We start from the raw sequence: 23,882 nt of genomic DNA, 5'->3' as shown, positions 1-23,882 counted from the left end.
ATGAACCTGCCCAACCTGACGTCGGCAGACTTCCTTCCGATGCTCCCCGCCATCATCCTGGTGGTGGGAGCCTGCATCCTGCTCCTGTCGGAGGTGTTCCTCTCCGCCCACTCGTCGCGCGGCTACCAGGCGGTGCTGTCCACCGCCACGTCCGTCATCGCCGGCATCGTGTCGCTGTCGCTGCTGAGCGAGCCGGCCCGCGCGGTGTTTCTCGGCTTCGGGGCGATGGATCCCTTCTCCAGCTTCCTGACGTTCACCGTCTGCGTGTCGCTGGCGCTGGCCTCGCTCACCGCGGCCGGCTTCCTGCGCAAGCGCGGCGCCGAGCGCGGTGAGTTCTACGCCCTCATGCTCTTCGCGGGCGCGGGCATGAGCCTGCTGGGCCTGTCCAACGAGCTCATCACCATCTTCGTCAACGTCGAGGTGCTCTCCATCGCCACCTACGCGCTGACGTCGTACCTGCGGCGCGGCACGCGGCCCAGCGAGGCGGGCTTCAAGTACTTCATCCTCGGCGCCTTCTCCTCGGCGGTGCTGCTGTACGGCTCGGCGCTGCTCTACGGCGCCACCGGCACCACCCTGCTGTCGGACATGGCGGGCCCGCTGCGCGCGGCCATGGCCAACAACAACGCGGCGCTCGTGTACACGGGCGCGGTGCTGGTGGCCGCCGGCTTCTCCTTCAAGGTCGCCGCGGTGCCCTTCCACATGTGGACGCCGGATGTGTACGAGGGCGCTCCCACTCCCGTCACCGCGCTCATGAGCGCCGGTGTGAAGGCCGCCGCCTTCGTCGCCCTGGTCCGCGTGTTCATCAGCGTGGGCAGTGGCATCGACGCACAGCTGCCCTTCGCCATCTTCTCCACCCTGGCGCTGCTCACCATGGTGGCGGGCAACCTGCTGGCCATCCCGCAGCGCAACGTGAAGCGCATGCTGGCCTACTCCTCCATCGCCCACGCCGGCTACCTGCTGCTGGGCGTGGCGGCCCTCTTCGTCTCCGCCCCGGGCCAGGAGTTCAAGCTGCTCGGCCCCACCGCCCTCGTCGGCGCCAGCCCCGAGGACGTGGCCCGCGTCGACGCCCTGCGCGGCATCCTCTACTACCTGCTCGCCTACACCTTCACCGCGGTGGGCGCCTTCGGCGTCGTCTCCCTGCTGGAGCGCCGCGAGGACGAGGAGAAGGGCACCGCCTGGGATCTGGAGCGCTTCAGCGGCCTGGCTCAGCGCCGTCCGGGTTGGGCCTTCGCCATGGCGGCCTTCATGCTGTCGCTCGCCGGCATCCCGCCCACCATCGGCTTCATCGGAAAGCTCATCCTCTTCCGCGCCGCCGTGGACGCGGGCCTCGTCGGCCTCACCATCATCGCGGTGCTCTCCAGCGCGGCCGGCGCCTACTACTACCTGCGCGTGGTGGTCTACATGTACATGCGGCCCGTGCCCGAGGGCGCTCACACCCTCGAGCGCAGCTGGATGACCGAGCTGGCCCTGGTGGTCTCCACCGCCGCCGTGGTGCTGCTCGGCATCCTGCCCGGCCCCCTCACCGAGTGGATCGCCCAGGCCGGCACGCTGTTCACCCGCTGAGCCTCCGCTTCTCCTGATTCACCCACGCCCGGGCGGCTTCCGCCCGGGCGTTTTCATTGCGGGTCCGGCAGAGGCCCTCTCATCATCAGCGTCCGCAGCACGGCCCGCGCTCCCGCCTCCTGCAGGAGGGCCCCGAGCTCCGCGTCCCCAGTCACCACGCGCAGTTCCTCCCCGCTCCCGAGCTCGAGGAAGGCCGCTTCCAGGAGCGCTCGCGCGTGCGCGGGGGTCGCCGCGAAGAAGGGCATCAGCACGCGCGCCTGGGCCCGCACGTCCATCAGCCCCAGCCCGGCCACCTCCGGGTGCTGCGGATCCGTCAGGCGCCGCAACCGGTGCGAGCTCAACGTGGCGAAGCGGGCCAGCTTGCCCGGCACCAGCCCAAAGGCCTGGGTGAGGGAGGCGAAGTCCGGCTCGGCCACCGGCACCACCTCCAGCTCCGCGGGCGCCAACGGCAGGGCCTCCAGGTGGTCCCTCGACAGGCGACAGGTGGTCTCCAGCCGCCCCGCCTTCATCCCCACCGAGCCGTACAACGCCACCGCCGGCTCGTTGTCCGGCTTCACGTACAGCATCCACTCGCGGCAGCCCCTCGTCCGGAACCAGGCGGCGAGCTCCCGCATCATCTTCCGCCCCAACCCCCTCCCCCGCTGCTCCGGCGCCACCACCACGTTCACCACGTAGCCGGTCTCCCCCAGGACATCCACGAGGGCGTACGCGGCCACCCCCTCCGGTCCGTCCAGGAAGAAGGCTCGCTTCACGAGGTCCGACACCCATACGTCCAACGGGGGCGGTGGCTCCTCCACGCCCAGCTCCCCGAAGAGCCGGACGAAGGCGGCATGGTCCTCCACCCGCCCCGGCCGCAGCCCCGGCACATCACCGTGTGCATCGCGCATGTCGGAAGGCCCCTCCTCCGCGCCATGGCCCGGGCGCGAATCCTGGAGCGTATAAAAGAAGGCGGCCCGGCACCCTCAGGAAGGGGACCGGGCCGCAGGTCTTCTCAAGAAGCTCACCGGAAGGTGCTGAAGGGGTGGGGGGGAACCACTTCAGCCTCGCTTCGACGTGCTCCGTCTCCACGCTTTAGCACCCGCCGTGCCAGCCCCTCCGCGCCTCGAATGTCCAATGATTCCGAGCATCTGGCGCATGGACCGCTCCGGCGCCGACCGCGCCATTGCAGCCCTGCATTGCAGCCCTGAAATGCCCTTGCAGAAGTGAAAAGGCTCGGCGTCGCGTGGTGGAAGGGAGCGCTCTGGGCCCCAGGGCCCGAAAAGAAGGCGGCCCGGCACCCTCAGGAAGGGGACCGGGCCGCAGGTCTTCTCAAGAAGCTCACCGGAAGGTGCTGAAGGGGTGGGGGGGAACCACTTCAGCCTCGCTTCGACGTGCTCCGTCTCTACGCTTTAGCACCCACCGTGCCAACCCCTCCGCGCCTCGAATGTCCAATGATTCCGAGCATCTGGCGTAGGGGCCGCTCCGGCGCCGACCGCGCCATTGCAGCCCTGAAATGCAGCCCTGAAATGCCCTTGCAGAAGTGAAAAGACCCCAACCGTGGATTTCGAGGCCCGAAAAGAAGGCGGCCCGGCACCCTCATGAAGGGGACCGGGCCGCGGGTTCTTCTCGGAAGCTCACCGGAAGTGCTGAAGCGGTGGGGGGGAACCTCTTCAGCCTCACTTCGACGTGCTCTGTATCCACCTATAGCAGCCGCCGTGCCAGCCTTTCCGGGCCTCGAATGTCCAGTGATTCCGGGCATCTGGCGTCTCGGGCCCGCCCTCCCCTCCCCGGCGGTTTGCAGCCCTGCATTGCAACCCTGAAATGCCCTTGCAGAAGTGAAAAGCGGGATTCGCCCAGAGCCCAAAAGAAGGCGGCCCGGCACCCTCATGAAGGGGACCGGGCCGCGGGTTCTTCTAAATTAAGCTCATCGGAGACACTGAAGTGGTGGGGGGGAACCTCTTCAGCGCTACATCGACGTGCTCCGGTTGCATGCTTTAGCACTCGCCGTGCCAGCACTCCTGGAATCTCAGACTCCAGTAACTTCAAGCACTTAGCACTCGGACAGGCCCCCAGCGCCGCCCTCCTCGCATTGCAATCCTGCAATCCCTTTGCAGAAGTGAAAATCCGCAATCATCTCAAGCACTTCCGCTTTTCAGGATTGAAGGGGCATTTCATTCCTGGCGGGGTGTGCCCTACCCGACATCCGCCGTGCGGAATCAGTCCCGATGATCCGCTCCGGACGGACGCAGGTTGAGGCGCTTCATCTTCCGCCACAGCGTCGTGGAGGAGACGGCCAGCTCCTCGGCCACGCGGCCCAGGTCCACCCCGTGCTTCTCCAGGGCCTGGGCAATGGCCCGCCGCTCGGCCTCCTCCACCGCCTCGGCCAGGGTGGGCATCCGCGTGCTGAGGTCCAGGGCGGGCACTGGCGGGCTCCCCACCGGGCCGCTGACCTCCACGCGGGTGTTGGGGCGCAGCGGGAAGTCCTCGGGCAGCAGCTCCACGCCCTCGGCCAGCGCCGCCGCCTGCTCCACCAGGTTCTCCAGCTCGCGCACGTTGCCCGGGAAGCTGTAGCCCGTCAGGTGCCCCACCGCCGCCTCCGACAGCCGCTTCGGGTTGGGACTGCGCGCGTTGGCCCGCTTGAGGAAGTGCTCGGCCAGCTCGGGCACATCCTCCAGGCGCTCGCGCAGGGGCGGCACCCGCAGCGTCACCACGTTCAGCCGGTAGTAGAGGTCCTGCCGGAAGCGCTTCTCGCGCACCTCCAGCTCGATGTCCCGGTTGGTGGCGGCGACAATCCGCACGTCCACCTTCGTGGAGGTGGACTCGCCCACGCGCCGCACTTCGCCCTCCTGCAGCGTGCGCAGCAGCTTGGACTGGAAGGCCGGCGTCGTCTCCGTCACCTCGTCGATGAAGAGCGTGCCACCGTCCGCCTCCTCCACGAGCCCCCGCCGGGCCCGGACCGCACCGGTGAAGGCGCCCTTGGCGTGGCCGAACAGCTCGCTCTCCAGCAGCGTCTCGGAGATGGCGGCGCAGTTGACGGGGACGAAGGGCTTGTCCTTGCGCCGGCTGTGCGCGTGCACCGCGCGGGCGACCAGCTCCTTGCCCGTGCCGCTCTCGCCCTGCACCAGCACCGTGGCGTCACTCTGCGCCACGCGCATCAGGCGCGACGTCAGCTCTCGCATCGCCGCGCTGCGGCCCACCAGCGCGCTCAGGCCGTGGCGCTCGTTGAACTCGTCGGCGAGCAGGTCCACCGTCCTCTGCAGCTGGGCCCGCTCCAGCGCGCGCTCCACCCGGTAGCGCAGCTCGCCCTCCTTGAAGGGCTTGGTGACGTAGTCGAACGCCCCCTGGCGCATGGCCTCCACCGCGCTCTCGATGGAGCCGAAGGCCGTCATCATGATGACCTGCAGGCGCGGCGCCACCTCCAGCGCCTTCTTCAGCAGGGTGAGCCCGTCCATGGGCTCCATCTTCAAGTCCGTCAGCATCAAGTCCACCCTGTTGCTCGACAGGGTGGTGAGCGCATCCTCCCCCGTGGCGGCCTCGAGGACCGTGTAACCCTCGGAGCGCAGGAGGAGCGCGGTGGTGGCTCGCATGTTGCGCTGGTCGTCCACGACCAGGATGCAACTACGGGTCAGGGGCGTCGATGCGTCGTTCACGGCAGACTCGTCGGCTGGGTGAGGGGAAGACGGAAGGTGAAGGTGGTGCCACGGCCCGGCGTGCTCTCCAGGGCCAGCTCGCCGTGGTGCACCTCGACGTTGCGCTTGACCACGGCGAGCCCCAGTCCCGTGCCCTGGGCCTTCGTGGTGAAGAAGGGCTCGAAGACGCGGTGCACCAGCTCGGTGGGGATGCCACAGCCCTGGTCCGCCACGTCGATGCGCAGCACGTCCTTGTTGCCATGCGCCTCGCGGCGGGCGCGCACCTGCACCACCCCCCCCTGCGGCATGGCCTGGATGGCGTTGACCAGCACGTTGACGAGCGCCTGGCGGATGAGCCGCCGGTCCATCGGCACGCGAGGCACGTCCTCCGCCACGTCCACGGCGAGCGTGACACGGTTGGAGATGCTCTGCTGCTGGGAGCGCGCGAAGTCCAGCGCGTCCTGCAACACCCGGGGCACGTCCTCGGCCTGGAGGATCGTCTCCCGCGGGCGGGTGTAGTCCAACAGGTCCCCCACCATGCGGTTGAGCCGGTCGCTCTCCTCCGCGAGGATGTCCAGCAGCATGGCCGCGTCACCCTCGGCCTTGTTGAGCAGGCGGCGCAGCGAGGCCACGGCGTTGAAGATGACGCCCAGCGGGTTGCGCACCTCGTGGGCCACGATGGCCGACAGCTCGCCGAGCGCGGCGAAGCGCTCGCGCTGCACCATCTCCGCGCGCGCGGCGGCCAGCTCCGCGTAGGAAGCCCAGAGCGACTCGTAGAGCCGGGCGTTGGCGATGGCCAGGGCGATCTGCCCGCACGTGGCCTCGGCCAGCTCGACGAAGGCGGTGTCGAAGTCGCGCGGCTGGCGGGTGTCGTCCAGCAGCACCACGCCGATGAGCTCCTCGCGCGAGGTGAGCGGCAGGGCCAGCAGGGCCTTCTCCTCGAAGCGGCGGACGAGCTCGCGCTGCTCCATGCCCTCGACCTTGGACAGGTCCGGCACGGCGATCGGCCGGCGCTCGCGGGCCACGCGCGCGACGACGCTGCCGGTCTCATCCACCGGAATCACCACGCCCCGGAAGAAGTCGCGGTGGGTGGCGGAGGCGGCGGCGCCTCGCAGCACCCCTTGCTGCTCGTCGTGCAGGAGGATGAAGCAGTTGGAGACGTCCAGCAGCTTCACGAGGAAGTCCGAGGCCACGTCCAGGATGCTGGCCACCTCCAGCGTGGCGGTGGTGGTCCGGGCCAGGTCCAGCAGCAGGCGCGTGTCCGCGAGCTGCCGGGCGGACTCGGTGCGCAGACGGCGTTGATCCAACAGCGTCATCAACAGCTCGGACAGCGTGCCCAGCAGCCGCAGGTCCGCCCCGACGAAGGGGCGCCCGGGAGCCCGCAACACCTGGAGGAGCCCCCGCGGGTGGCCCCCATGCGCCAGGCGCACCGCCGCGCCACAGCCCAGACGGCCGCCCGTGGCCTCCAGCAGCGCGCGCTCCTCGGCCTCGTTGGAGAGCACCGCGCCCCGGGCCACCACCACGGACGGCGACAGGCCTCCCAACGGCGCGGCGAGCACCTGCTTCAGCTCCCCATCCAGCCCCACCTGCCCGGTGAGGACGAGCTCGCCCTCGGGCGTCCGGGGCGCGTACAGCAGCACGGCCTCCGCGCCGAGCAGCGAGGCCAGGCGCGACAGGAAGTCCTCGGCGGAAGGCGGCTCCGGCTGGGCGACGAAGCGCGCCGCCTCGGCCACCGCCACCATCTCCCACCGGCCCCGCTCCACGTCCGTCAGCAGCCGCGCGTCGGTGAGGGCCGCGCCCACCACCTTGGCGAAGAGCGCCAGCACCGAGCCGTAGGACGGGGACAGCCCCACCCCGCACACCCACAGCACCTCCGACAGCGTGGTGCCCAGCGGAAGGTAGACGGGCGTGGCTCCATCCCGGAGAGGGCCGAACACGGGCCGCCCCTCGGACAGCGCCCGCAGTCCCAGCGCCCCATCCTCCGGAGGCAGGGCTCCATCCCGCGCGAGGAAGCGCTCCCCGTCCCGCACCAGGAAGCTCGCGGAGAAGCCCGCGTGGGTGAGGCCCGTCAGCGCCACCCGCCGCACCGCCTCCTCCGAGCGCGCCGCGACGAGCTCCGCGCTCGTCTCCACCAGGCGCTCGGCCACCGCCAGCTCCGCCGGCCGCTGCCCCAGCACCAGGCAGTTGACGAGCATCGCCGCGCCCACGCCCTCCACCTCCACGTACCGCACGTGGGAGGCCACCTCCAGCGTCCCCCCATCCGCCCTCGGCATCAGGTAGCGCTGGGGATCCGGCTCCTTCAGCGTCCCCTCCTCCCGCTGCCGCTGGCGCACCTCCAGCCGCGTCCGATCCTCCGGACGCACGAACTCCAGGAAGAGGCGGCCCTCCACCTGCTCCCGGCTCCGCCCCAGCATCTCCAGGTAGGCCTCGTTGGCCGCCAACACCCGGCCCCCATGCGCCACGTACATGGGGTTGCCGAAGGAGTCGATGAGGTCCCGCAGGGCCGCCTCGCTGTAACGCCTCGTCCTCATGCGCGCCGCAGCACCCGTTTCTCTCCGACCCGCAGCGTCACCTTCTCGCGGTCGAAGTACTCCGAGAGGGGAATCACGAACTTCCGGCTCTGGCCCACCAGCTCCTTGAAGGCCTGGGTGGAAATCTCCTTCTTCTCGCGCAGGTGGGCAACCAGCCGCTCCTTCAATCCCGCCAGCGCCCCCGTGTCGAAGAACAGTTCTTCACTGACGCGCACCACCCGGCCCTCCGCCACCGCCACCTTGAGCAGCTCCTGCACCCGGGCCGCCGGCAACCGCAGCCGCTCGGCCAGCTCGTTGAGCGTGGGCGGCGCCAGTCCCGCCGCGGAGAGGTCCGCCACCAGCCGCGTGCGCGCCGCGTCCTCGTCCAGCGACAGCGTCCGCCCACGCCCCTTGAGGCGCACCACCTCCTTGTCCACCTCCACCTTCCCCGCGTCCGTCAGCGCCTGCACCACCCGGGTGAAGAGGCGCGCGTCCAGCTCGCCCGACAGCCGCTGGCGCAGCTCCTCGCGCGACAGGCCCTCGCGCAGCGGCTCGCGCTCGTGGAAGGCCGCGAGCAGCGCCAGGGCGCGCGCCTGCAGCCCCTCGAACACCTCGCCCGAGACGTACAGCCGCTTCTCCCGGTCCACCAGCAGCGCCGTGCCCCGCGCACCCAGCAACTCCAGCGCCCGGGAGAGCACCTTGGGCGCGAGCGCCGAGCGGGCGAAGAGCTCCTGCTGCGTGAGGCCCCGGTAGCCCGACTGGCGCAGCAACCACGTCACCTGGCCTCCCGCGTCCGCCTCCAGCAGCGGCGCCACCACCTCGGCGCCTCCCTTGCGGCGGCGCGGCGGGGTGATGGACAGCACGCGCCCACCGGCCAGCGTGGCGCCCCGGCCCGGCAGCACGCGCGAGCCCCGGAGGATGAAGCGCTGGCCCGGCAACGCCGCCATCGGCTCGGACAGCCGCAGCTGCGCGAGCGTCGTCTCTCCCGGCTCCAGCTTCTCCAGGTCCAACAGCGCCACCGTGGCCTCCACCTGCGCGGTGCCCAGGTGCAGCAACAGCTTGCGGCGCTTGGGAAGCCCCTCCTCCGCCGCGGGCAGCAGGCTCAGCTCCACGTCCAGCATGCGCGTCTCGGGCACCTCGCCGGCCTTCACCAGCACCATGCCGCGCGCAATCGCCTCGGGCTCCACGCCCGTCAGGTTCACCGCGGTGCGCTGGCCCGCCGCCACCTTCCGCACCGCCTCGCCGTGCATCTGCAGCCCGCGCACACGCAGCGGTCCCGGCAGCCCCGGCAACAGCGACACGGCGTCCTCCACCGCGAAGGTGCCCGACAGCAGCGTGCCCGTCACCACCGTGCCGAAACCCTTGATGGTGAAGGCCCGGTCCACCGGCAGGAAGGCGGGGCCCTCCGCGGGGCGCGAGCTCAATCCCCGGGCGGCCCGGGTGAGCGCGGCGCGCAGCGCGTCCAACCCCTCGCCCGTCTTCGAGGACACGGGCACCACCGGCGCGCCCTCCAGGAAGGTGCCCGCCACCAACGTGGCCAGGTCCGCCTCCACCAGCGCGCGCCACTCGGCGCCCAGCTCCGCCAGCAGGTCCGACTTGGTGAGCGCGATGACCCCGGCCTTCACGCCGAGCAGCCGGCAGATGTCCAGGTGCTCGCGCGTCTGGGGCATCACGCCCTCGTCCGCCGCCACCACCAGCACCGCCAGGTCCACCCCGCCGGCGCCCGCCGCCATCGCCTTCACGAAGCGCTCGTGCCCGGGCACGTCCACCACGCCCGCCACCGTGCCGTCGTCGAGCGTCAGGTGCGCGAAGCCCAGCTCGAGCGTGATGCCCCGGCGCTTCTCCTCCTTGAGCCTGTCGGTGTCGATACCGGTGAGCGCCTTGACCAGTGACGTCTTGCCGTGATCGATGTGCCCCGCGGTGCCGATGATCATCTCGCCCCTGGCCCTCCCTCCCGGCTAGGCGCCCGCCTTGTCCGGGTCCACGTCGAAGCGCCCGTCCTCGGTGACGGCCTCGTAGTCCCACGGGAACACGACGAGCGCGTCGGTGGGCAGCGCGCAGAAGCTCGGGGCGAAGCCCCCGGGCCGCGCCACCAGCGAGGCGGTGTTCACTTCCTTCGCCCCCACCTTCTGGGCCAGCGCGGTGGCCAGCTCCAGCGTGTCGCCACTGGAGACGACGTCGTCCACGATGAGCACGCGCTTGCCCTTGAGCTCGCGCGGCATCTCCCCGCTCAGCTTCGGCTTGGCCACGCCCTTGTCGCGGCTGCGGCGGCTGATGCGCACCGGGTAGAAGTCACAGCCGAGCGCGCTCGACAGCGCTCCGCCGACGAACACTCCGCCGTGCGCCACGCCCACCACCGCCTGGGGCTTGAAGGACTGGCTGATGTGGCGCGCGAGCGTCTGCACCGCGCGGTCGAACTCCGCCCAGGACAGCTCCTGCACGCTCCGGTTCGAACGGGATTGGTCTCTCCCGGTGAGCTGGCGCGGCGCCTCGACCTGAGGTGCGAGGACCATGTCCGACGGGATGGAGACGAGCTTCTCCACCTGCTGCTTCTGGGAAGGCTTGCCCTTCGTGCCCTTGGGCGTTGCCTGGGTGGGCGGTGCCTTCGTGGGCGTTGCCCGCTTGGTGGCCACGGGGAGGACTCCGGTCTGGGGTGCGGGCCGCGTCATACCCCGGGCCGCGCGGTGCCGCCACTCCCGCCGGAGCCCGCCTGCCCGCCCTCCAGCCCGGCTCAGCTCATGGCCTGGGCCATCTCCGCCAAAATCTCGCGAATCTCCTCCCCGGTGACGACGTAGTGCGTCGTACAGAAGTGGCAGTCCGCCTTGGCCTCCCCCTCGTTGGCGAGGATGTCCTCCAGCTCCGCCCGGCCCATGGTCACCAGGGCCCGCTTCACCCGCTCCTTGCTGCAACTGCAGGTGAAGGACAGGGGGTAGCGCGACATCACCTCCAGGTCCGGCTGGGGCACCAGCGCCTTGAGGAGCGCCGTCGCCCCTTGGGCCCCATGCGCCTTCACGGCGGACTCGAAGTCCCTGGCGAGCCGCTCGCCCAGCTCCCGGAAGGCCGCCTGGTCCCCGTCCGGCAACGGCTGGAGGAACAGGCCGGCCACGGTGCCCAGGGGCTCGGGGACGCCGTTGGCCTCGCCCGGCAGCACGGTGAGGTAGACGCGCGTGGGCAGCTGATCCGAGATGGAGAAGTAGCGCTCCAGGTCCTTGGTCAGATCGAAGGCCTCGAGCTCCACCGCCGAGCGGTAGTACTCGCCCCCGCCCAGGTCGCGCAGCACCGACAGGTAGCCCTTGTTCCCCAGCGCCGGACGCCAGTGGTACGCGCCCTCGGCGCCCAGGTGGGACACGAGGGGATTCTTGGCGTAGCCCCGCAGCACGCCCGCGGTGTCCGCGTCCACGAAGAGGCCTCGCAACGGCCCGTCGCACTCCAGCTGCAGGTTGATGCGCGAGTCGCTCTTCTGCAGCGAGGCCATCAGGGCCCCGGCGGTGAGCGCCTCCGCCATCAACGAGGCCGAGGCCGTCGCGGAGCGGTGCAGCTCGCGCGCCCGCCTGGAGAGCTCACTGGTGGTGACGAGCACCACGCGCAGGTCGGTTTCCTTCAACAATCCACTGACGAGTTCATCGGCCATAGGGTCTGGAAGTAGCGTGCCCACCCGCGGGTCGCTCGCCAATGACATTCAACCCCCGGGCTCCCCCGGCCGGGCGCCAGCCAGCGGGGCCTCCTGGCACGCATCACCCCGGCTGATACCTCCGTGCGCCCCGGCTGGCCCATCTGATGGCGGAAAGTCTCACCCGCTCCCGGGACCGGCTATAACCCCCTGTCCGTCCGACTGTCACTCATGCGGCCCCCAACCGCGCGATGTCCGGAGTACCGATGAGCACGCACGCCGCCACCGCTTCCGATCTCTCCCAGTCCCAGAAGACACCGCTCCTCCAGTCCCGCCTGGGCTCGTTCCTCGCCGTGGTGCCGCTGAGCATCTGGGTGGTGAACCACCTGTGGGACAACCTCGCCGCCTTCTACGGGGGCGCGGCCTGGCAGACGGCGGTGACGCAGTACAAGAACCCGTTCGCTCAGGCCTTCACCTTCCTCATCGTCATCCTGCCGCTGCTCTTCCACACCGGCTGGGGCCTGGTGCGCATGTTCAGCTTCAAGCCGAACAACCTCGCCTACCCCTACTACGGCAACCTCAAGTACATCGTTCAGCGCGTGGCCGGCCTGGGCGTGCTCGCCTTCCTGGGCGCCCACATCTGGCTGGCCTTCCTCCAGCCGCACCTCATCTACGGCGGCCCCGAGCCCTTCGCCGCCATCGCCTACGAGATGCACTGGCACCCGCCCACCATCGCCGTCTACACGCTGGGCGTGCTGGGCACGGCCTACCACCTGGCCAACGGCCTCCAGGGCTTCGCCATGGGCTGGGGCCTGCTGGCCTCCGAGCGCTCCATGCGCCGCTTCGAGCCCTGGTCCATCGTCATCTTCCTCGTGCTGCTCGGCATCGGCTGGGGCGCCCTCTTCGCGCTCTACAAGGCCGGTGGCACCGAGGAGGTCATGCAGGAGCGCGCCCGCATCATGCAGGCGCGGGGCGTGGAGTCGGACCACTAGTCTCCCCCCCCTCTCCAGGAGCCCGCGCGCCGGGCTCCGGACAGGCGAACGGCCGCCCCGGTCTCCCGGGAGCGGCCGTTTCACTTCCATGCGCCGGGGCGCTCGGCCCTAGAACGGGATGTCGTCGTCCCCGCCGCCGTTGCCGCCACCACCACCGCCACCCTCGTCCATGCCCATGGGGGGCGGACCGTAGTCGTCGTAACCACCGCCCTGCTGCTGGCCCCCGCCGCGCTGCTGCGAGTAGCCACCGCCGCGGCCACCACCACCGCCACCGCCCGCGCCCGCTCCGGCGCCATCACGGCCGCCGAGGAAGGTCACCGCGTTGGCCACCACCTCGGTGGTGTAGTTCTTCCGGTTCTCCTTGTCGGTCCACTCCCGCGTCTGCAGGCGGCCCTCGACGTAGCACTGCCGGCCCTTCTTCAGGTACTCGCCGCACAGCTCCGCGAGCTTCCCCCACACGACGATGCGGTGCCACTCCGTGCGCTCCTGCTTCTGGCCGTTCTTGTCCGTCCAGGTGTCGCTGGTGGCGATGCGGAAGTTGGCGACCGCCTGGCCGCCCGGGGTGAAACGCACCTCCGGGTCCGCGCCGAGGTTGCCGATGAGGATGACCTTGTTGACTCCTCCAGCCATGATGCCTTGCCTTTCCACGAGGACCGGTCCACCGCGGACCGGTCACATTGCGTCGGGTGGGGGCCCAACACCCACCACCGGACTCGCCCTATAGCATACCGGGCGAGTCCCCCCCTGAACAGGGATTCACCCGGTCATCTCTCCGGTGCTGGGACGGAGGGCGGCCGAGCGTCCAGGGGCTGGATTCACCCGCCCGGACGGGTCTCGGCGGTGCGCTCGGCACCCGTGGGACCCACCTGGACGGCGGAGGCCGGAGCCACCACCTGCGCGGGCACCACCGCCGGCTTGGGCGCCTTCTCCTCGGCCACCTTGCGCGACAGCGCCCCATCCAGCGAGCGGGCGAACTCCGCCAGCTTCGTGTCCGTGGAGCCCAGGCTCTTCTTCAGCGCCTTCCAGAAGGGGTGCTCCGCCTCGCCGGCCAGCACCAGCCCGCGCGCCAGCAGCGTGGTGGCCACCTCGCGGTCCTTCGCGGACGCGCCCTTGAGCGCCAGCACCAGCTCCTCGGGCGCCGTGCGCGCCACCGCGCCCAGGCCCTCGGCCATCTCCGTCTCCGAGGTGGCGTCACCCGAGGCGGCCGACGACAGCTCGATGACGCGCGAGAGCGCCTCGGCGTTGCCGCTGGCCGCCAGCTCCACCATGCTGCCCAGGCCCGGCACGTCCACCGACAGCTCCCGCGCCACCGCGCGCAGCCGGCCATACACGTCCGTGCCCGCCGAGTAGCTGTCCAGCAGCGTGCGCACCCCGAGGTAGTCCTGCGGGTTGGACTGGTAGAGGCTCTCGGCCACCACCGCCCGCACCGCGGGGTCCCTCTCGCTGCGCCACGCCGTGCGCAGGAAGCCGATGTTGCGCGAATCCCGCTGGCTGCCCAGCGCCAGGTACGTCTTCACCCGGCTGACCACTTCCGCCTGGGGGCTGCTGGACTGCTCGCCACCGAGCTCCGCCACCGCGCGCCCGGGGCCCATCGTGGAGCCCACCGAGGCCAGGCCCGCGCCCAGCGCGTCCAGCCCGCGCACCACGGGGCCCGAGCGGCCCGGGTAGTCATTCACCATCATGGAGAAGATGAACTTCTCCCCACCGGCCGCCTGCACGTAGCCGCTCAGCGCCGACACGTTCTCCAGCGTGCCCGTCTTCGCGCGCAGCCGCCCCACCGCCTCCGTCCCGTCGAAGCGGTACTTGAGCGTGCCGTCCTTGCCGGCGATGCCCAGCGAGGACAGGTACTCGGGCGCCAGCGGGAAGCGCTCGTACATGTAGCGGAGGATCCGGTCGAACTGCGCGGCGGAGAAGCGGTTGGCGTCGTTCAGGCCGCTGCCGTTCTTCATCACGTAGGTGCCGCGGGGGATGCCCACCTCGCGCGCGAGGAAGTCCTCCACCACGTCGATGCCCTTGGCGAAGCTGCCCGGCGCGCCCCGCGCCTCGGCGCCCATCGTCTTGAGGAGCGTCTCGGCCACGAAGTTGCTGGAGAGCTTGTTGAGCCGCTTGAGGATGAGATCGAACGTCTCCGACTGGGACACGTACACCAGCTTCGCCTTGGACGGCGTGAGGCCCGCCTTCACCTTGCCCTTCACCTTCACGCCCCGCGCGTTCAGCATCTGCTTGAGCGTCTGGCCGAAGTACATGGGCGGGTTGTCGATCTTCTTGTAGACGCTCATGTAGGCGCCGCCGAGCGGCACCTGGCCCCGCACGATGATCTTCTGCTGCGTCCCCGCGGCGTCCGAGGCCACCGAGAAGCGGCGCGCCCGGGCATTGCCGGTGGTCAGCGTGTTCTCCACCACGAAGAAGTCGCTCTGCGGCTCCACCTCCACCACGCCCTTGGCGCCGAGGGTGTCACCGGGGCGCAGGTACACGCCCACCGCGTTCCAGTTGAGGCTCAACGCCCCCGTGGGCGCCATGTACGCGCGGTCCGAGTCCTCCTGATCGAAACCGGGCGGCGTGCGCTCGGCGTCGAACCACGAGTCGTCCACGATGATGTCCTGCACCTCGCGCAGGCCGGTGTGGAAGAGCTCGCCCACGATGCCGTAGAGGCGCTCGGTGGTGATGGAGGGGTCGCCCTTGCCCCGGACGTAGAGCGTCTTGGCCTTGAGGCCATCGGACTCGGACTCCACGAGGAACTCGGTCTCGTAGCGGTACTCGGGCCCCAGCGTGCTGAGGGCCGCCGCCGAGGTGACGAGCTTCACGTTGGAGGCGGGGTTGAGCAGCTCGTCGGCGTTGTGGCTGAACACCACGCTGCCGTCATCGAGGCTCATCATGTGGACGGCCACGCGGCTGGCGTTGAGGGGCTCGCGCTGCAGCACCTGCATCAGCGAAGCCCTGAGGGCCTCGCGCTCCGCGCGCTTCTTGTCGTCCGGCGCGCCGAAACCCGCGCGCGGAAGCGTGACGAAAATGGCGACCGTCACGGCCAAGAGTGTTCTGGCTCGGTGGACCTGCACGTGCTCTCCGGGAAAAGTGAGGGCCATTATGGGAGGCGGACTGGGGGGCGGCAAGGGAGACACTTCACCGGAGCTGCCCTCATGGGCGCCCGGCCTTCCACCAGGCGGCAAAGCGTTACCGCATCTGTGGACCAGTGCTCTCTTCATGGGAAAACGGGCAGGCGGCCAGGCGGGTTTCCCGAGAAATGAGCCTGCCCACCCGTGACGACATGGTGACGGCACTCCGGGGGAGTGAGAGCGGCTCCGACAGGCTCGTCCAGGGACGGAGACGCCCGCGCGCCTCTGACTACCAGGGGATGGATCGGCGGTCGCGGAAGAAGCCCCCCGAGGGGCCCTCCGGGGGAAGCGTTGCGGCCCATACGATCGTGTCCGCGCCCTCCTCCACCCCTCGGGGTGCGTGCGCGCCTCCCATGCGCGTCTTCACCCAGCCCGGGCACACGGCGTTCACGAGGTTTGCCTGGGGGGGTCCGCCCTGGGTACGTTGGCCGCGGTCCGATCGTTCCCCGCCGGACGGGCAATCAACCCCGCCCTCCCCCTCCCGTGAGCACGACATGAAGGCAGTGGTCCAGCGCGTCCTCGAGGCCTCCGTCACCGTCAACGGCGAGCGCGTCAGCCAGGTGGGCCCGGGGCTGCTCGTGCTGCTCGGAGTGGGCAAGGGGGACACCGAGGCCGACGTGGCGTGGATGGCGGAGAAGCTCGCCACGCTGCGCATCTTCGAGGACGCCGCGGGCAAGATGAACCTCTCCCTGGAGGACACCTCCCGGCAGCTCATCGTCGTCAGCCAGTTCACCCTCTACGGGGATGCGCGCAAGGGCCGGCGGCCCAGCTTCATCGACGCCATGGAGCCGGCGGGCGCCAAGGCCCTCTACGAGCGCGTCTGCGAGGTGCTGCGCGCCCGCGGCCTCACGGTGGGCACGGGCATCTTCGCGGCGGACATGAAGGTGGCGCTCGTCAACGACGGCCCCGTCACCATTCTCTTGGAGAGCCCGGGAGCGAGCCCCGGAAGCGGAGCCCCTCCCGCCACACGCTGAGCCGGACGCGGCCCCGAGTCAGGGCCGGGCATCCTCCTGGACGATCAGCGCGTGGATGTCCGCGGCCGAGGTGGCCTCGAGGATGGAGGCGCGGAAGCGGGGATTCTTGAAGAGGCGCGAGATGCGCGCCAGTGCCTTGAGGTGGACACCGGCACTGTTCTCCGGAGCCACCAGGGCGAAGAAGAGGTGGGTGGGCTTGCCGTCGATGGCCTCGAAGTCCACGCCCTGACGCGACACGCCGAAGGCGGCCACCAGGTTGGTGAGCCCGGGCAGCTTGCCGTGGGGGATGGCCACGCCCTCGCCGATGCCGGTGGAGCCCAGCTTCTCGCGCTCGCGCAACACCTCCACGAGACGCTCCTCCTTCAAGGAGGGATGGGCCCGGGCGAGCACGGCGCTCATTTCGCGCAGCACCGCCTGCTTGTCGCGGGCCTGCAGGTCCGCGATCAGGGCTTCTGGGCTGAGGAACTCGGAGATTCGCAAGCTGGCGCTCCCGCGGTGGCGCTGCCTGTGCGGGCAATTACTCCTGAGCCTGGATTCGCGCAAGGGTCGCCTGCCTGCCCTGTCCGCATCCGGGTGGATTCCTCCGTCATCTGCTCGTCAGGCGAAGCGGGGCAGGAGCCATGACGGTGGGTGTGCCCCATTTCTCCGGCCAGAAAATGGAGGGCGCGAAGGGCTCGTCTAGGCTCCACCCCCACCGTGTTCCCCCGGCCCCTCCGCGCACTCCTGCTCCCGCTCGTCCTCTGCCTGGGGGCCTGTGCCACCACCGCCGGCCCGCCCGAGGCCTCCGGGCCCCAGGCCCCCGCCCAGGCCGAGCAGCCCCCTCCCCCCGCCCCGCCCTCGGCGGACGAGGTGCTCCGGGCCCGTGCCGAGCACCTCCTCGGGGGCCTGTCCCTCGAGGACAAGGTGGGCCAGCTGATGATGGTGGGCTTTGGCGGCACCACGGTGGACGAGTCCGTGGAGGCGCTGGTGCGAGGCCGCCGGGTGGGCGGGGTGTGCCTCTTCCGGCGCAACATCGCCAGCGGCGAGCAGGTGGCCCGCCTCAACGACGGCCTGCGCCAGCTGCTGGCCGATGGCATCCCCCCCTTCCTCGCGCTGGACCAGGAGGGGGGCAACGTGGTGCGGGTGAAGGAGGACGTGGTGGTGCTGCCGGGCAACATGGCGCTGGGGGCCACCCGCTCGGCGGAGCTGGCCTACGCCGCGGGGCTCGCCCAGGGGGAGGACCTCAAGCGCCTGGGCTTCAACATGAACCTGGCGCCCGTGCTGGACGTCAACCTCAACCCGCGCAACCCCGTCATCGGCATCCGCTCCTATGGCGACTCGGTGCCCCTCGTCTCCGAGCTGGGGCGGGCCTTCGTGCGCGGCCAGCAGGACGCGGGGCTCGTCACCGTGGCCAAGCATTTCCCCGGCCATGGTTCCACCGACGCGGACAGCCACACCGCCCTGCCCGTCATGCGCGAGTCCCGCGAGGAGGTGCTCGCCCAGATGGAGCCCTTCCACGCCGTCATCCAGGACGGGCTGGACGGGTTGATGACGGCCCACGTGGCCGTGCCCGGCCTCACCGGCGACGACATGCCGGCCACCGTCCACCCCCAGGTGTTGGACGGGCTGCTGCGCCAGCGGCTCGGCTTCGACGGGCTGGTGCTCACCGACGAGCTGGAGATGGACGCCATCGCCCGGCGCTACGGCGTGGGCCGGGCCGCGGTGATGGCGGTGAAGGCCGGCGCGGACATGGTGCTCGTCCCCTGGCGCGCGGAGAAGAAGACGGAGGTGTACGAGGCCCTCATGACGGCGGCCTGGAGCGGCGAGCTTCCCCGGGCCCGGCTGGACGAGGCCGTGCGCCGCATCCTCACCTCCAAGCTGCGCCGCGGCCTCTTCGAGCCACCGCCCCTCCTGGAGGAGCGCCTGGCCACGCCCCCCGCGCCGGAGAACGCCGAGGTGGCCCACCGCATCGCGCGCGCCGCCGTCACCCTGCTGCGCACCGACGGCAAGCACTTCCCGCTCTCCCCCGGCACGCGCCTGGGCCTCATCACCCCGGAGCGCTCGCTGGGCGAGGCCATCCTCGAGCGCGTGCCCGGCGCCCAGGTGCTCAACGTGCCCACGTGGCCCTCACCGGCCCGCCGCGCCGTGCTGAGGCAGCAGGCCCGCCGCCTGGCCCTGGGCTCGGACGTGGTGGTGGTGGGAATCATCAACTCCCGCCAGCTCGAGCTCGTCACCCTGGCCGCCGCCACCGGACGCCCGGTGCTGGTGGTGTCCATGGGGCTGCCCTACCTCGCCGAACAAGCCGACGAGGCCCGGGCCGTGCTGGCCATCTACTCGTACCAGCCCGCCGCCACCGAGGCCGCCGCCGCCGCCCTCTTCGGGGAGATTGGCACGCCGGGCCGGCTCCCCGTGGGACTGAGCCGGCTCGCCTTCGGTCACGGACTGGAGGCGCCGGGCCCCAAGCGGACCGCCCGCTCGGAGCACGGCAAGCGCTAGGGGCGTGTCTTACGGGGGGACCTCCCGAGCGCGTGGAGGGGACCGGAGAGGTGGGGCTGGACGAGACGACGGCGGATGTGGTGTACCGGGGACCCTCGCTGCCGCCTGACGCGCTGACCGGTGACGGATGCCGCACGAAAACCACAAGACCCACCTGGGGGGAACGGATCTGCCCCCATTCCTCTACTCCCCTCTGGAGATGCGCGAGGCGTTCATCGCCGCCCATGAGTGGCTGAGCATGTTGGCCCGCCAGGCCCGCCGCCCGATGGTGCTCGTGGCGGCGGTGGACGTGCACGCGCGCGTGGTGGACGCGGTGGGGCTCGGCTCCGGCCACTCCCTGGTCATCGGCCGGCATACCGGTTGTGGTCTGCGGCTGGGGTGCGACTCCCTCTCGTTGCGGCACCTGGTGGCACACGCGGGCCCGGCCGCCCCCGGCACCCCGCCGCTCCTCTGGCTCTGGGAGCTGCACACCGGGCGGCCCTTCATGACCGAGGACGGCCGGTTCAACGCGGCGGTGAGGACCCAGGGGCCGCTCTACGCCGCCGTGGGCCCGTACGCCCTCCTCTTCCTCCCGCTCCAAGGGCATGGCGAGGCCCCCTGGCCGGCGCGAGCCGAGGAAGCCTGGAGGGCACTGCCCGCGCGCCGGTTCCTGGACCAGCGCTCCGCCGGGGCCGCTGCTCCTCCACGCACCGGGCGTCGGCGGCTGGACGGCCGGCCCTACCAGACGGAGATCTCCCCGCTGGGCGCGCTGCTGACGCTGAGCGAGCCCGGGGAGCCCGAGTCACCCTGGGCCGAGCTGCGGCTGGAGTGGGAGGGGCGGGTGGAGCGGCACTTCCTCTCGCGTGAGCATCTGGGGCAGGGCGTGCTGCTGGGGCGCTACGAGCGCTGCGGCATCCGTCTCTCGCAGGGGCTCGGCGCGCTCTCGCGCGTGCACCTGCTGCTGGTCCGGCTGGGGGAGGAGGTGCTGGCCATCGATACCGCCAGCACCAACGGCACCTGGCGCGGCCCCACGCGAATCGAGACGACCCGGCTGCACGAGCAGGACTCGCTCGTGCTGGGGCGCACGCTACGGCTGGACTGGCGGCGCCTGCACCCGACTGGCACGGAGCGCGGCTGACCGCACGCGGTGAGCACCTGGACGGCGCCCGCGAGGCGGCTCACCAGAGCTCTGGAGTGAAGAGGCAGTGGGCGAGCACGGCCTCGCCCAACGGGTGGTGGCCGACGCGTGGCTTGAGGTCTGGCACGGGAGTGAGGAGGGCCTCGGGGGACAGGCGGGTGAAGCCCAGGGTGGACTCGATGAGGGCGGCGAGCTTCGCCTCGTGGGCCTGGTACTCGGGGGGAAAGGGGGCGAAGCGCCACCAGGAGTTTCCCCCAGCGCTCCTGTCCTCGTGGTGGGACGCGTAGAGGGCATACACCGGCGCGAGCTGGCTCCGCAGGACCACGACGCTGTCGTATAGGGGGGCGCCTTCCACGAATCCCGGCAGGGAAACCCGGACGATGTTGCAGGGCTCATGCATGGGCACGGTCGCGTCCCAGATGTAACAATCAGGGAAGGCCTCGACGACCTTCCGCGTGAAGCCCTTCCAGGTGGGCGACGGCTGCTGGTTGGCGAGCAGCAACCGGGTGAGCCGCTGGTATTCTTCCGACTCGTTGTACCGGGGATCATAGGTCTCGAGACCCGGAGGGATGTAGCAGTGGACGAGACGAACGAGCGCGTCGGTGAAGGGGTCCAGCTTCATGTGTCAGGTGCCTCGTCGCTCCTAGGCAAGTCTTCACAATCTTCCTACCGCCTCCGTGAAAGCAGAAGGTCGTCGAACTCAGGGGAATGTCTTCCGGGAGACGAGCACCCGTTGGAATCCCACCTCGATGTCGCAGGTGGCGGATTGAGGGAAGGCGGGGGAAATCCTGCTCAGCAGGACGAGCACCTGGGCGGCCTTCCATCCGCCCCCCTCTGGAGGTGTGTAATCAATGACTTTCTCGAACTGAAACGTGGAGGGCGGAATGTGGCCGCCGACGCACGCGAGCCAGGCCGAAGAGAACAATGCCAGGAACACCACGAGCCTCCGTGCGAGGAACGAGCGCCGCATGAGCATGAGACCTCCCTTTCCCTCTCAGGTTACGAGGGGGTCTGACCCGGCCGTCCGCAATGTGAGACACCTCACGAGGCTCCGGCAGCGTGCGCCCCGTCCACGCTACGGAAACGACACCCCGTCGAAGAGCTCGCTCCGGCCGCCCCCCTCCTCGCCCCACAGCTTGAGAGTGAAGGTGCCGCGCGCGGCCTCCAGCGTCGCCTCCACCTCCACCACGACGTGGACCTTCATTCCGGGCGCAATGGGCTCCAGCGGCCACACGCCGAGCACCTTCGTCTCCGCGCGCCGGGGCCCCAGCAGCAGCGCACCGGCGGGCGTCCAGGGCGCATGGCCGTTGTTGGTCAACTCCTGCTCCACGGCCAGCCGCACCACCTCGCGCCCGCCCTCCAGGTACCCGGTGGCGGAGCGGTAGCTGCGGGCCTTGGTACTGATGAGCGTGTTGCCCGGACGCGAAACGACGCTCATCTCGAGGTTCTTGTCGACGATGCCGCCCTCGCCCAGCAGCCCCTGGGCGATGAGGCCGCGCAGCCCCACCTTCCCGCTGCATTCCGTTTCCAGGAGGGCCTTGTCCTCGCGGCACTGCCGCGCTTCCGCCCGCGCCCGCTGCTCGCCCTCGCGCAAGGAGGCGAGCGTGCGCGGCCGGCGCGTCACCTGCACCTCCGGCTCGGCTGCCGAGGGGTGCACCACCAGCGAGAAGGTGGCGCTCTCGGGGGCCGCGCCGTCCTGGAAATACACCGTCACCGCCACCCGCTCCCCGTCCGCCAGGGGCCCGGTGGGCACGAGCGCGAAGCCCGCCGTGTCCGTGAGCATTCGGAAGCGCTCCCGTCCGGGCAACTCCAGGCGCGCGAGCCTCGTGTCGAAGAAGAAGGTGGTGGGCAACCCCAGGTGGATGCACACCTCGGGCGGGCGCTGGGGCGCGTCCGCCGTCAGCTCGAGGTGGCGCGGGCCCGGCTCGCAGGCGGGCAGCGACGGGCGCGCGCTGGTGGCTTCCGGCGGTGTGGCCAGCAGCACGAGCCGCAGCAGCGCGGCGGTGGACGGCAGGGGCATGGGCGGAGACCTCCTCGCGGGGCGGACGAAACCGGGGAAGTGGGGCCCTACCACACTTCCCATCCGGTCGTGTCCGGTGCGTGCCCGGCCCGCCAGCGGGACACCCCCTACTCGAAATGGTCCACCACCCGCACCACCGCGACGGGGGCCACCATCATCTTCCCGGGACCGCTGCCGGACCTCAGCTCCATGCCCACATCGTCGTCCGTGTCGAGCAACTCCAGGCACATGGGGTACGTCTCCCCGCCGGGCGTGCGCGCCTCGGTGAAGCGGCCGTACACCCGCCCCTCGTGCACGTAGAGCCGCCCGGAGAGCCGGGTGTGGCCCGGCAGCGCGAACGTGCCTCCCCGGCCCAGCCGGTCGGCCCCCGCCATCCAGTGGCCGACCACATAGACGGGGGTGTCCTCGTCCACGCGCACGGGCATGCCCCGCACGTCGCCCCACTCCACGCTCGTCGTTTCACCCAGGCGGAAGCCCAGCGTGCCCATCATGGTCTCCACCGCCCCGGCGGGGCAGGCCTGGGGAGGCGGGGCGGAGTACGCGGGCGGCACCTGCTGCGGCGCGCCCAGGCACGCCTGGAGGGCGGCGCCGGTGAGGCCGAGGCACGCGCTGCGCACGGGGTGGGCCCAGCCCTTGGGGCGCGCGGGGGCCCGGGTGCCAGACGTCTGCGGCTGTTGCTTCACGGGGGCACTGTCCTTTCGGGGCGCCGCGGGCGGGGCGGCGGCCGCGGAGATGGGGGGCTCGGGAAGAGGCGGGGCCACGGCGCGCGTAGACTCCGGCGGGGACTCCGGGGGCGCCACTTCCTGGCGGGAGGTGAGCCACCAGGCGCCCAGCACCAGGGCCAACGTGCCTCCCACCGCCGCCAGCCCCCGGGCCCGGCGCGCCCGGGGCCTCGGTGCGGCCGGTGGCGGGGCGTCCTCGTGCAGCAGCGCCTCCGGCTCCACGTCCTCGCGGGAGAGCAGCGCCTCCAGCGCCTCGCACAGCGCCACGGCGTCCGGGTGGCGCGCCCCGGGTGTCTTCTCCAGCAGCCGCAGGCACTCGACCTCCACCGCCCGGGGCACGCGCGGGTTGACGAGGCGCGGGGGCAGGGGCGCGCGGTGCACCACCGCCTCCACGTCCACCCCGCCCTCGTCGGTGAGGCCGAAGGGGTAGCGGCGCGTGAGCAGCCGGTAGAAGACGACGCCCAGCGCGTACAAGTCATCCCCCGGCCCGGGCCGGTAGTGCGCCCCGGCCTCGCCCCGGTGCGCCCGGGCATACACCCACGCCTCGGGAGCACGGTAGAGCGGCGCGCCCGGGGGAAACATGCGCCGCGTCAGGGTGGCCTCCCCCTCGCGGTAGCCAGCCCCGAAGTCCACCAGCACCGCCTGCCCGTCGGCCGCGCGCACCAATATGTTGTCCTCCTTCACGTCCCGGTGCACCACCCGGGCCTCGTGCGCCACCGCCAGCCCGCGCGCCACCTCCAGCACCCGCCGCACCACCTCGCCCACGGTGCGTCCGGGCCCCTCCCCCCACTGCTCCAGCGTGGGGCCCTCCACCCGCTTGAACTTCAGCCACAAGAAGCGCGGCTTGTCCTCGGGCCAGTAGCCCGCGCCCAGCAGGCACGCGAGGTTGGGATGGTGCAGGCGCGCGCTCAGCGCCAGCTCACGCCCGGCGCGCCGGGCCCGCTCCTCGCCCTCCAGCGGCAGCAGCTTGAGGGCGGCCACATATCCGTCGGGGCCGCGCACCCGGTACACCGCGCCGAAGCACCCCGCCCCCAGCACCCCCTCCACCACGTCCCCGCCAATGCGCGTGCCGGGCGGCAGAGGGGGGAGGTCCCTCGGGTGCGGCCAGTCCTCGGCGGGAGGCGGAGCGAGGAGTGGGCGCGGTGGCGACGGGGTGGAGCGCATGCGCGCACCCTACC

The 23,882-nt window shown here is 71.3% G+C and carries 18 protein-coding genes; 5 read left to right on the top strand and 13 right to left on the bottom strand.

Annotated elements, in window-relative coordinates:
* Nucleotides 1-1,563 (top strand): NADH-quinone oxidoreductase subunit N, encoded by a 1,563-nt coding sequence (locus AC16DP_RS04220; protein ID WP_329732450.1) that lies wholly within the window; start codon nucleotides 1-3, stop codon nucleotides 1,561-1,563.
* A gap of 53 nt (nucleotides 1,564-1,616) precedes the next feature.
* Here AC16DP_RS04220 and AC16DP_RS04215 read toward each other — a convergent pair whose 3' ends face one another.
* The 6 genes from AC16DP_RS04215 to hslO form a co-directional block, all read right to left on the bottom strand.
* The gene (locus AC16DP_RS04215) at nucleotides 1,617-2,450 is read right to left on the bottom strand and encodes a GNAT family N-acetyltransferase (protein WP_329732449.1); all 834 of its coding nucleotides are present in this window, start codon (nucleotides 2,448-2,450) and stop codon (nucleotides 1,617-1,619) included.
* Between the two features lie 1,308 nt (nucleotides 2,451-3,758).
* Nucleotides 3,759-5,192, bottom strand: a complete 1,434-nt coding sequence (locus tag AC16DP_RS04210) for a sigma-54-dependent transcriptional regulator (RefSeq protein ID WP_329732448.1) — start codon at nucleotides 5,190-5,192, stop codon at nucleotides 3,759-3,761.
* Nucleotides 5,189-7,702 carry an ATP-binding protein gene (locus tag AC16DP_RS04205; protein ID WP_329732447.1) on the bottom strand — a complete coding sequence of 838 codons (2,514 nt, stop codon included), beginning with the start codon at nucleotides 7,700-7,702 and terminating at the stop codon, nucleotides 5,189-5,191. Before AC16DP_RS04205 ends, AC16DP_RS04210 begins: the two co-directional genes overlap by 4 nt.
* Nucleotides 7,699-9,615 (bottom strand): selenocysteine-specific translation elongation factor, encoded by a 1,917-nt coding sequence (gene selB, locus AC16DP_RS04200; RefSeq protein WP_329732446.1) that lies wholly within the window; start codon nucleotides 9,613-9,615, stop codon nucleotides 7,699-7,701. The genes AC16DP_RS04205 and selB overlap by 4 nt, the downstream gene beginning before the upstream one ends.
* A gap of 24 nt (nucleotides 9,616-9,639) precedes the next feature.
* A complete protein-coding gene (locus tag AC16DP_RS04195) occupies nucleotides 9,640-10,314 on the bottom strand; it encodes a phosphoribosyltransferase (RefSeq protein ID WP_329732445.1) in 675 nt (224 codons plus the stop codon).
* Nucleotides 10,315-10,412: 98 nt separating this feature from the next.
* On the bottom strand, nucleotides 10,413-11,312 hold the full coding sequence (gene hslO, locus AC16DP_RS04190) for an Hsp33 family molecular chaperone HslO (RefSeq protein WP_329732444.1): 900 nt from the start codon (nucleotides 11,310-11,312) through the stop codon (nucleotides 10,413-10,415).
* Nucleotides 11,313-11,557: 245 nt separating this feature from the next.
* Here hslO and AC16DP_RS04185 point away from each other — a divergent pair, with 245 nt between their 5' ends.
* Nucleotides 11,558-12,283: a succinate dehydrogenase/fumarate reductase transmembrane subunit gene (locus AC16DP_RS04185; protein WP_329732443.1), complete on the top strand. Its 726-nt coding sequence runs from the start codon at nucleotides 11,558-11,560 to the stop codon at nucleotides 12,281-12,283.
* A 108-nt stretch (nucleotides 12,284-12,391) separates the two neighbouring features.
* Here the strand turns inward: AC16DP_RS04185 and AC16DP_RS04180 are convergent, their stop codons facing one another.
* Entirely contained in the window at nucleotides 12,392-12,913 is a 522-nt protein-coding gene (locus AC16DP_RS04180) for a single-stranded DNA-binding protein (RefSeq protein WP_329732442.1), read from the bottom strand.
* A 185-nt stretch (nucleotides 12,914-13,098) separates the two neighbouring features.
* Entirely contained in the window at nucleotides 13,099-15,339 is a 2,241-nt protein-coding gene (gene dacB, locus AC16DP_RS04175; RefSeq protein ID WP_329732441.1) for a D-alanyl-D-alanine carboxypeptidase/D-alanyl-D-alanine endopeptidase, read from the bottom strand.
* A 551-nt stretch (nucleotides 15,340-15,890) separates the two neighbouring features.
* On the opposite strand from dacB, the gene dtd reads away from it, so the two are divergent.
* Nucleotides 15,891-16,370: a D-aminoacyl-tRNA deacylase gene (gene dtd / locus AC16DP_RS04170; RefSeq protein WP_329732440.1), complete on the top strand. Its 480-nt coding sequence runs from the start codon at nucleotides 15,891-15,893 to the stop codon at nucleotides 16,368-16,370.
* An 18-nt stretch (nucleotides 16,371-16,388) separates the two neighbouring features.
* Here the strand turns inward: dtd and AC16DP_RS04165 are convergent, their stop codons facing one another.
* Complete coding sequence (locus AC16DP_RS04165) at nucleotides 16,389-16,850, bottom strand: PTS sugar transporter subunit IIA (protein WP_047855399.1); 462 nt, start codon at nucleotides 16,848-16,850, stop codon at nucleotides 16,389-16,391.
* A gap of 216 nt (nucleotides 16,851-17,066) precedes the next feature.
* On the opposite strand from AC16DP_RS04165, the gene AC16DP_RS04160 reads away from it, so the two are divergent.
* A complete protein-coding gene (locus tag AC16DP_RS04160; protein WP_329732439.1) occupies nucleotides 17,067-18,845 on the top strand; it encodes a glycoside hydrolase family 3 protein in 1,779 nt (592 codons plus the stop codon).
* 127 nt (nucleotides 18,846-18,972) lie between these two features.
* Entirely contained in the window at nucleotides 18,973-19,962 is a 990-nt protein-coding gene (locus AC16DP_RS04155) for an FHA domain-containing protein (RefSeq protein WP_329732438.1), read from the top strand.
* A 40-nt stretch (nucleotides 19,963-20,002) separates the two neighbouring features.
* On the opposite strand, the gene AC16DP_RS04150 is transcribed toward AC16DP_RS04155, so the two are convergent.
* From AC16DP_RS04150 to AC16DP_RS04135, 4 genes are all read right to left on the bottom strand, one after another.
* A complete protein-coding gene (locus tag AC16DP_RS04150; RefSeq protein WP_329732437.1) occupies nucleotides 20,003-20,584 on the bottom strand; it encodes a hypothetical protein in 582 nt (193 codons plus the stop codon).
* A gap of 78 nt (nucleotides 20,585-20,662) precedes the next feature.
* Complete coding sequence (locus AC16DP_RS04145) at nucleotides 20,663-20,938, bottom strand: hypothetical protein (RefSeq protein WP_329732436.1); 276 nt, start codon at nucleotides 20,936-20,938, stop codon at nucleotides 20,663-20,665.
* 99 nt (nucleotides 20,939-21,037) lie between these two features.
* On the bottom strand, nucleotides 21,038-21,982 hold the full coding sequence (locus tag AC16DP_RS04140; RefSeq protein WP_329732435.1) for a DUF2381 family protein: 945 nt from the start codon (nucleotides 21,980-21,982) through the stop codon (nucleotides 21,038-21,040).
* Between the two features lie 107 nt (nucleotides 21,983-22,089).
* Nucleotides 22,090-23,868 (bottom strand): serine/threonine protein kinase, encoded by a 1,779-nt coding sequence (locus AC16DP_RS04135; protein WP_329732434.1) that lies wholly within the window; start codon nucleotides 23,866-23,868, stop codon nucleotides 22,090-22,092.
* Between the last annotated feature and the right edge of the window lie 14 nt (nucleotides 23,869-23,882).

The sequence above is a fragment of the Archangium sp. genome (assembly GCF_057119385.1).
Note: the sequence above shows the minus strand (reverse complement) of the source record. Positions and strands in the feature narration are given on the sequence as shown.

Bases quoted from the DNA above. Each gene is read 5' to 3' on its own strand.
- AC16DP_RS04150 (WP_329732437.1), bottom strand. From the start codon at position 20,584: ATGAAGCTGGACCCCTTCACCGACGCGCTCGTTCGTCTCGTCCACTGC.
- AC16DP_RS04140 (WP_329732435.1), bottom strand. From the start codon at position 21,982: ATGCCCCTGCCGTCCACCGCCGCGCTGCTGCGGCTCGTGCTGCTGGCC.
- AC16DP_RS04180 (WP_329732442.1), bottom strand. From the start codon at position 12,913: ATGGCTGGAGGAGTCAACAAGGTCATCCTCATCGGCAACCTCGGCGCG.
- AC16DP_RS04215 (WP_329732449.1), bottom strand. From the start codon at position 2,450: ATGCGCGATGCACACGGTGATGTGCCGGGGCTGCGGCCGGGGCGGGTG.
- dtd (WP_329732440.1), top strand. From the start codon at position 15,891: ATGAAGGCAGTGGTCCAGCGCGTCCTCGAGGCCTCCGTCACCGTCAAC.
- selB (WP_329732446.1), bottom strand. From the start codon at position 9,615: ATGATCATCGGCACCGCGGGGCACATCGATCACGGCAAGACGTCACTG.
- hslO (WP_329732444.1), bottom strand. From the start codon at position 11,312: ATGGCCGATGAACTCGTCAGTGGATTGTTGAAGGAAACCGACCTGCGC.
- AC16DP_RS04145 (WP_329732436.1), bottom strand. From the start codon at position 20,938: ATGCTCATGCGGCGCTCGTTCCTCGCACGGAGGCTCGTGGTGTTCCTG.
- AC16DP_RS04185 (WP_329732443.1), top strand. From the start codon at position 11,558: ATGAGCACGCACGCCGCCACCGCTTCCGATCTCTCCCAGTCCCAGAAG.
- AC16DP_RS04220 (WP_329732450.1), top strand. From the start codon at position 1: ATGAACCTGCCCAACCTGACGTCGGCAGACTTCCTTCCGATGCTCCCC.
- AC16DP_RS04155 (WP_329732438.1), top strand. From the start codon at position 18,973: ATGCCGCACGAAAACCACAAGACCCACCTGGGGGGAACGGATCTGCCC.
- AC16DP_RS04135 (WP_329732434.1), bottom strand. From the start codon at position 23,868: ATGCGCTCCACCCCGTCGCCACCGCGCCCACTCCTCGCTCCGCCTCCC.
- AC16DP_RS04205 (WP_329732447.1), bottom strand. From the start codon at position 7,702: ATGAGGACGAGGCGTTACAGCGAGGCGGCCCTGCGGGACCTCATCGAC.